At 38.9% G+C, this 7,881-nt stretch carries 8 protein-coding genes; 7 read left to right on the top strand and 1 reads right to left on the bottom strand.

Going from position 1 to position 7,881, the window contains the following annotated elements; genetic code table 11:
- Window positions 1-175: 175 nt before the first annotated feature.
- The gene (locus tag BM098_RS12640; protein ID WP_089833928.1) at window positions 176-1,321 is read right to left on the bottom strand and encodes a CapA family protein; all 1,146 of its coding nucleotides are present in this window, start codon (window positions 1,319-1,321) and stop codon (window positions 176-178) included.
- 210 nt (window positions 1,322-1,531) lie between these two features.
- On the opposite strand from BM098_RS12640, the gene BM098_RS12635 reads away from it, so the two are divergent.
- The 7 genes from BM098_RS12635 (at window position 1,532) to BM098_RS12605 (ending at window position 7,481) form a co-directional block, all read left to right on the top strand.
- The gene (locus BM098_RS12635) at window positions 1,532-2,104 is read left to right on the top strand and encodes an HD domain-containing protein (protein ID WP_089833926.1); all 573 of its coding nucleotides are present in this window, start codon (window positions 1,532-1,534) and stop codon (window positions 2,102-2,104) included.
- Between the two features lie 51 nt (window positions 2,105-2,155).
- A complete protein-coding gene (locus tag BM098_RS12630; RefSeq protein ID WP_159430200.1) occupies window positions 2,156-2,890 on the top strand; it encodes a plasmid pRiA4b ORF-3 family protein in 735 nt (244 codons plus the stop codon).
- 379 nt (window positions 2,891-3,269) lie between these two features.
- Entirely contained in the window at window positions 3,270-4,142 is an 873-nt protein-coding gene (gene ehuB / locus BM098_RS12625) for an ectoine/hydroxyectoine ABC transporter substrate-binding protein EhuB (protein WP_089833922.1), read from the top strand.
- A gap of 83 nt (window positions 4,143-4,225) precedes the next feature.
- Window positions 4,226-4,885, top strand: a complete 660-nt coding sequence (gene ehuC / locus BM098_RS12620; RefSeq protein ID WP_089833920.1) for an ectoine/hydroxyectoine ABC transporter permease subunit EhuC — start codon at window positions 4,226-4,228, stop codon at window positions 4,883-4,885.
- The gene (gene ehuD, locus BM098_RS12615) at window positions 4,885-5,583 is read left to right on the top strand and encodes an ectoine/hydroxyectoine ABC transporter permease subunit EhuD (RefSeq protein ID WP_089833918.1); all 699 of its coding nucleotides are present in this window, start codon (window positions 4,885-4,887) and stop codon (window positions 5,581-5,583) included. Before ehuC ends, ehuD begins: the two co-directional genes overlap by 1 nt.
- Before the next feature lie 27 nt (window positions 5,584-5,610).
- On the top strand, window positions 5,611-6,381 hold the full coding sequence (gene ehuA, locus BM098_RS12610; protein ID WP_089833916.1) for an ectoine/hydroxyectoine ABC transporter ATP-binding protein EhuA: 771 nt from the start codon (window positions 5,611-5,613) through the stop codon (window positions 6,379-6,381).
- Window positions 6,382-7,088: 707 nt separating this feature from the next.
- Window positions 7,089-7,481 (top strand): hypothetical protein, encoded by a 393-nt coding sequence (locus BM098_RS12605; RefSeq protein WP_089833914.1) that lies wholly within the window; start codon window positions 7,089-7,091, stop codon window positions 7,479-7,481.
- Window positions 7,482-7,881 lie beyond the last annotated feature (400 nt).

Raw genomic sequence — 7,881 nt, 5'->3', positions numbered from 1 at the left:
CTATTATCTTAACCCTTTTCCTCAATAAATTTCAACTCTTCATAACGTTCCAACCCTTGGTATATCAACGAAAATTTTATACTTTCCTATACTATCAAAAAAGAGGGCAGAAGGCCCTCTTCTTGCTGACATTGACACTGTCATTTGATTGATTCATTAACCACGGGATTGAGATTTACTCGACAAACGTCATCTCCGGCATCCGCTCAGTATAATGCTGTTTTAATTCTTGTTCAATCGCTGCATGGTTTAAAAGCAGATCATCTGTCACATTTGCTAGTGGATGAACACGGTACTGTTTTGGCACGGATTGATTAAAGTGAACATAGGTCAACAACATTTCTGGTTCTTTTAGCTGAATATTATCCCCTGTTTTTTCAACCGTGACATTGACAATTCCACCGAGTTGACGGTACAGTTCGTCTTGACCAGATAAGAAGTTACCAAGTGAATAAATGACAAACCCTCTTGTCCCGTCTTCGCGTTCAATCCATTCTGCTGGTTGTAAGACGTGGGGATGATGACCAAAAATAATATCAACCCCAGCATCAACCATCCGCTCAGCCAACCGTTGCTGTTCGTCATTCGGGGTACGCTGATACTCTTGTCCGAAGTGAAGGTGCATCACGACAACATCCGCTTGTTCTCTCGCAGATTCAATATCTTTTAACATACGTTCTTCATCAATTAATGACACAAGGTGTGATTTCCCGGTTGGAACCGGAATACCATTTGTGCCATAAGTATAGCCTAAGAATGCGAAACGGATGTCATTCTTTTCAACGACCCGTAACTTGTCTTCATCTGCTTCATCTTTATAACTACCGACATAAGGCATATCTAACCGGTCCCAGTGCGCTAACGCCGATTGGATTACTGCCTCCCCGCGGTCGAGGGTATGATTGTTCGCAAGTGTCACAAGATCAACACCCATATTTTTAAGCGTATCTCCGACTTCTTTTGGGCTATTGAACTGTGGATACGTCGATAAACCGTGACGAACACCACCGATCATCGTTTCTTGATTGGCTGTTAGTAAATCATAGCGATCGAGATACGGCTTCATCCCTTCAACCATCGGCGAAAAATCATACCCCTCTTTAACTTTCGCATCGTTATAAACACGTCTATGAATAAGCATATCACCAAATGCCCCGATACGGACTGTTTTAATAAACAACTCATCCTGTGCGGCTTTTTCTTTTTCTATTACTGGTAAACCAACACATGTATCTTGCGCTGTCCCTTCAAATGGCTCACTACAGCCAGACAACACGATTACAAACAACATGATGCTTATAAATGAATGTACTCTGTTCATATTTATGGCCTCATTTCAGAAAAATCGTCGTGCTTCTTTTGTTTCTTTTCCCTTTTTCTTTTCTCTTTAAGCGATAAAAGTTATAATAGATGTATAGAGCTTACATAACAACCGAAAAAGTAAATAGGTCATTTACCCATCAATTATATTCATACAATAAAAGTACCGACAACGTTACATGCAGACACGATAGACTAGAGGGGGATAACCATGATTAGAAATAACTTAATGCGCGCCATTACTTACGCAGCCAATAAACATAGAGACCAAGTAAGAAAAGTCGATAAGACCCCGTTCATTGCTCACCCTTACCGAGTAGCGATGTTACTACAAGAACATGACTGCGACGCAGAGATTGTCATTGCAGCACTTTTACATGACACCGTAGAAGACACAGATTGTACATTTGAAGAACTTGAGCACTTATTTGGTAAGCGTGTAAAAACTTATGTGGATTATGTCACCGAGCTTGATAAACACATTCCGTGGAAAGAACGAAAAGAACACAGCATTAAGTCGTTTAAATCTGTTCCTTATGATGTGAAGTTGCTCATTGCGGCCGATAAAATTGATAACTTACAATCGATGATCGACCTAGAAATGGTTCACGGCGAGGCAATGTGGCACAACTTTGTCGGCTCAAGAGAAGAACAAGTATGGTATTATCAAGAGATCTTCACGTCAATTACGGATAACCTATCAGATGAGGAGTGGCATCCGCTCTTTTATCTGTTTCAAGCGTTACTAGAAAAGTTTCAAGAAGGGGACGTTTCCCAGCACTAAAAACCTTAACATAGTCAATAACCGACATTATTTTTCTTTAAGGAGATGACCATGCGCGGCTATATTATCAACTTATCACTCAATGACACTGACCCACTCGTTTACCGGCAAGTCATTTTACCGGAACGGACAACGTTTAACCGTCTACATGATACAATTCAAAACGTGACGAATTTTTTAAGCGGTTATCCTTATTTTCACCGGCATCTTTATACGTTCGACTTATCCGAGGAAGACCAAGTCGTAACCAACGATGAAGAACGCTATTTAGAACATAAAGATTATCTAAAAAACAAACAATGGTTTGAAAACCGACTAAATAATATACCTCCAGCCATGCGAAGATATGAAGAGAAAAACTTAGCGTATTTGCGCAAGACCGTAAAATTACCTGAACGAAACTATATCGATCACTACCTCGAAAATTATAAAACAATGACGTATTTATATGATTACGGCGCAGGATGGGAATTTACCATCACCCTAGAAGCAGTTGTTGATGACTATTATTTTGGTTATCCTACTTTACTAGAAGCAGAAAATGACGCCCCACCTGAGGATGTTGCCGGTACTGAAGGCTTCTATCGCTTTTTAGAAGCTTATTATAACCCTTCAGATCCTGAGCATAAACAAGCCCTTATTTTCGGGAAAAAGAACGGTTTCCGACCACTTGATTTTGATTATATTAACGGAGGGCTTAAAGGCATCAAATACCGTAAAACCGATTGGGAGCATATCAACCATGACAATTACAACATTATTGGCCCTCGCTATATAAAAAATTAATCAGAATAACCTTAGCTATTTTTAATTATGAACCGATACCTTTCATGAAGAGATGACTACCCTGTCATCTCTTTTTTTGATACATTTGATAGCGATGCGTGATAAATGAGCAGCACTATTAACAATTTATCCCTTACATAATGATATCTTAGCGTATTTTAGACGATAGTCGCCGATATTTAACAATACACGAGCTATACCAGTGAGAGACAAGCTGAGCCGGTTATATTCTAAAATAGCGGATTTTAGCCGCTTTGAATATTCATAACAATATACGTTAACATTATTAACGTGAGTGTCGACGACAAGATATTGACAATCTATAAAGAGAGACAACTATATCTTGTAGGCACAAAAATACAGGGAGGTAACAATCACAATGAAAAAGATGATCAAAGGTTTAGTATTACTCAGTATATTAGTATTTATCACCGCATGCGGTGGTGGAGATGAGGAGTCAGGCTCATCACTTGATGCATTAAAAGAACAAGGGTATGTGACAGTTGGTTTTTCCAATGAGGCTCCTTATGCATATGAAGAGGACGGAGAATTAAAAGGTGCGGCTTATGATATCGCAGCGGCTGTCTTTAACGAATTAGGCATTGAAGAAGTACGTGGCTCGCTACAAGACTGGGGTCAACTCGTGCCAGGCGTGCAAGCGGGACAATTTGATGCGATTACAGCTGGTATGGCGATTACACCTGAACGTGCCGAGAACGTCTTATTCGGTGAACCGGAAATGACTTACGGTGAAGGTTTGGTCGTTGAAGCAGGTAATCCACACGATATTACCAGTTTTGAAGATATCGCAAATAATGAAGACGTTACTGTCATCGTAATGGAAGGTGCAACCGGGATTGAGTTCTTACGTCAGTCTGGTGTGAGCGATGACCAAATTACGTATGCAGCAAATATTCCAGATACATTCGCAGCGGTTCAATCAGGTCGTGCAGATGCGACAACTGGAACAGAAATGACGATGCGGATGGCATTTGAATCAGCCAACACTGAAGACTTAGAATTTGTTGAATCATTTGAACAACCTGACGTTGAAGGTGTTCCAAGTTATGGTGCGGCAGCCTTTAGCTTAGAAAATGAAGCATTACGTGAGGCTTACAATGAAGCCCTACAAACATTAAAAGATAATGGTACCGTCCAAGAACTGCTTGAAGAGAATGGTTTCCACCCGGAATCTAACTTCCCAGGTGCTGATATTACGACAGAAAGTATTGTGAACGGCGATAACTACTAAGGAACCGTCTTAGTTTTAAAATCCAGTTCCTAGACTAGGAACTGGATTTTCTTTTATTAAATGAAAAAGGATGTGTGACATGTATGCAAGATATTCTCTCGATCTCCCAAGAGCTATCAAGAGGCTTGTTCGTTACGATTAGTATTTTAATTGCCTCAAGTCTATTTGCTTATCTTATGGGCTTTATATCAGGCTTACTCAGACTATCAAAACATACCGTAATTCGAAAGTTCACCGGCCTTTATATTGAATTATTTCGCGGTACCTCACTCATTGTCCAGTTATTTTGGCTTTATTATGCGATTCCGATGTTGTTCGGGATTAACTTAGGTTCGAACTGGATCATTGGTGTCATTGCGATTGGCCTTAACTACGGGGCTTACCTATCAGAGGTCGTCCGTGGATCGGTCGAAGCGGTTGATGATGGACAAACAGAAGCAGCGATTGCACTTAATCTATCAAGTTTTCAAAAAATGCGCTACATTATTTTACCGCAAGCGGTACGTATGATGTTACCGGAGTTTGGTAACTATACGATTCAAATGTTAAAAGGAACCGCTCTTGTGTCGTTAATCAGTTTAAATGATATTTTATACTACGGAAACATTCTCCGTAGTTCGAATCTGTCACAAGCACCACTGATTTATTTAGTCATTTTAATATTCTATTTTGTCCTCGCTTTACCGCTTATTTTCCTTACTCGTAAAGCAGAAGACATCTCTAAGAAAGGGGTGGCTAATTAATGAATTATTGGAGTTTTGAACGTTTCTTTGAAGCGTGGCCTTATATATTAAAAGGTTTGCATATCACTGTCGGTGTGACCATTAGTGCCTTTTTATTCGCCCTTTTCTTTGGCTTGGTTTGGACATTTTTACGTCGCATACCAGAACGCCATATTAACTGGATTGTCACTTGGGTGATGGAATTCATTCGCTCAACCCCACCGCTCGTGCAGCTGTTCTTTATTTACTATGCGTGGCCTGAGATTCCCATTGTTGGAGTGACACTCAGTCCGTTTGCCAGTGCTGTTGTTGGTTTTGGGATTCACTTTAGTACGTATATTGGTGAAATATACCGCTCAGGGATAGAAAGTGTCGAAAATGGCCAATGGGAAGCGGCGACTGCTTTAAATTTTTCACTACTTGATAAATGGCGGTTAATTATTTTACCACAAGCTTTTCCTCCAACTATACCGATGCTTGGGAACTACTTTATTATTATGTTTAAAGAAGTTCCACTCGCATCAACGATTGGACTTACTGGAATCTTACACATGGCCAATAGTTTCGGTTCCGAGCATTTTAACTTAATTGAAGCATTAACGATTGTCGGAATCATTTTCCTTGTGTTAAGTTACCCATCAGCGCGACTCATAAAAAAATTAGAAGTAAAACTCAATACCCGTTTTGATAAAAATCGAGTCATTGAGCCAATTGAGTAATGACAACTTAAAGGAGTGACAAACATTATGACAAAACCAATTGTTGAATATAAAGATGTACACAAATCATTTGGCGATGTGGAAGTATTAAAAGGGATTGATTTAGATATCTTCCCAGCCGAAAAAATTGCCGTCATTGGCCCAAGTGGGTCAGGTAAAACCACAATTATTCGGATGTTGATGACGCTAGAAGAACCAACAGATGGTGACATTATCGTCGACGGTAAAAATTTATGGAAGATGGACAAACATGGGAAGATGGTTGAAGCAGACGAAAAACACTTACGCGAAATTCGCGGCGATATCGGCATGGTGTTCCAGCACTTTAACCTGTTCCCTCACATGACGATCTTAGAAAACTGTATGACCGCACCGATTCATGTCAAAGGTGAAAAGAAAAAAGAGGTCAAGAAACGTTCCATTGATATGTTAGAACGCGTTGGCCTCGGGGATAAAATCAATAACTACCCATCTCAACTCTCAGGTGGACAAAAGCAACGGGTCGCAATGGCACGTGCACTCGTTATGCGTCCGAAAATTATGCTGTTTGATGAAGTTACCTCAGCTTTAGACCCTGAGCTTGTCGGTGAAGTACTTGAAGTTATTCGTGACATTGCCAAGAATGATGACATGGCGATGGTCCTTGTCACACATGAGATGGACTTTGCGCTTGATGTTGCGGATAAAGTGTTATTCTTAGATGATGGTGTCATCGCTGAACAAGGTTCAGCAAGTGATGTCATTGAACATTCAGAAAACCCACGGGTGCAAGAATTCTTAAGTCGTTTCCGCAGCTAGTAATAGCTAGAAGAGCGAAAAAGATACGAAGCAATACCATATGAATTAAACGATCCCTACTTAAATTTCTAACGAATATTTGAGGAAGGGGATTCCATAAGGACACCACGAAGATGACCCATGCTCGTTCAACTGAGCACGGGTTTTTTCTATCCTCCAAACACTGTAAACCCATTTTCTCAACATCTGTTACATCCTATTTGTGAGCTAGCGTTCGCGATTCTCTCTGTACACATGTGTCCGACGTCAGCAAAGCAGATCTAGTAATGTTCTCTTTTACCGTTTACAAGTTTGACTGGTTCTTTAATTTACGAGAAATTATTGATTGGAGCACTCCTAGTACGTCAGCAATTTCCTTATGCGTGTATAAACCCAATCGATACCTAGCTTTTTTAATAGCTAATGGGTTATGCATTTCATTTTACAACAGAGTGAATTAATAGATTATGATAATAGGGCTATGGGTGCCATGAAACATTTGGAAGCACAAATAACACAAGAAAATTCAGATTATTTTAAATTTTTAAAAATAAATTGCAGGAATTCCAAACACTTACGTCGAATTATAGTTAGTATAAGCTTTATACAAAAACGAATGGAGGTGCTAATGTTGTAAAGTTAATAATTTAGATATTAATACATTTTTTTGATATTACGGAATCAACAGTGTAGCTTAAAGAAAAAATAATTAATTAGGAGGTAATTTTTTGGAGAGAAAATTTGTTGTTTTTGTATCAATGATTTGTTTGGTTTTTTCAATCCCACACACAGTATCCGCATACGAAGGAAATAGTATAAAAATTGAAGGAAATCTTTCTAATGTTGAATCACTTGGAGAAGAGATTGTTTCTCCTAGTTGGACATCCACTGTTCATACTTCCGTTATCTCAGGACCAGTAAAAACGAAGCGATTTGTTAGATATCTGACATCATCTTGGGCGAAAGCAAGCTCTTATACTTGGAGTAAAAATCAAACTACTACTTCAACAATTTCCGGTGATCTTAGTGCAAGTGCAAAAGTTATATCAGGTAAACTCGGGATTTCTAATAGTGTAAGTACTTCCTTTGCAGTAGCAATTACTGTTCCGGCTAATTCTTAAAAATTTAGCAAATTAGGGTTTTATAGTGATTTCAATAGAAGGTATGTGAAAGTTTAGCATACTATGGGGTGGTCAGATCCTTTCAACGTAACTCACGGATACCACTATGCACCAACTAAAGATACCTATTTACAAGTTGTTTATCAATGAACATAAAAAGAAAAATACGGGAATTGAGTGATGATTATGAAAAAGAGAAATGTTATTAGATTCAGCACATTAATTCTTCTTGTTCTTTTATTATTAGTATTTTTTTTAAGCATAGATACGAAAGATGATGATTTTGATTTGTTGTTCGCTGATAATGTATTTGGCAATAGGGAATTGCGTTAAACGGCAATTAATTTTGTATGCCACTTGCCATCACTATCTACTCATGAATTAATGACTCTTTATAACG

The organism is Halolactibacillus halophilus, assembly GCF_900115605.1.
Lineage (GTDB): Bacteria > Bacillota > Bacilli > Bacillales > Amphibacillaceae > Halolactibacillus > Halolactibacillus halophilus.
Note: the sequence above shows the minus strand (reverse complement) of the source record. Positions and strands in the feature narration are given on the sequence as shown.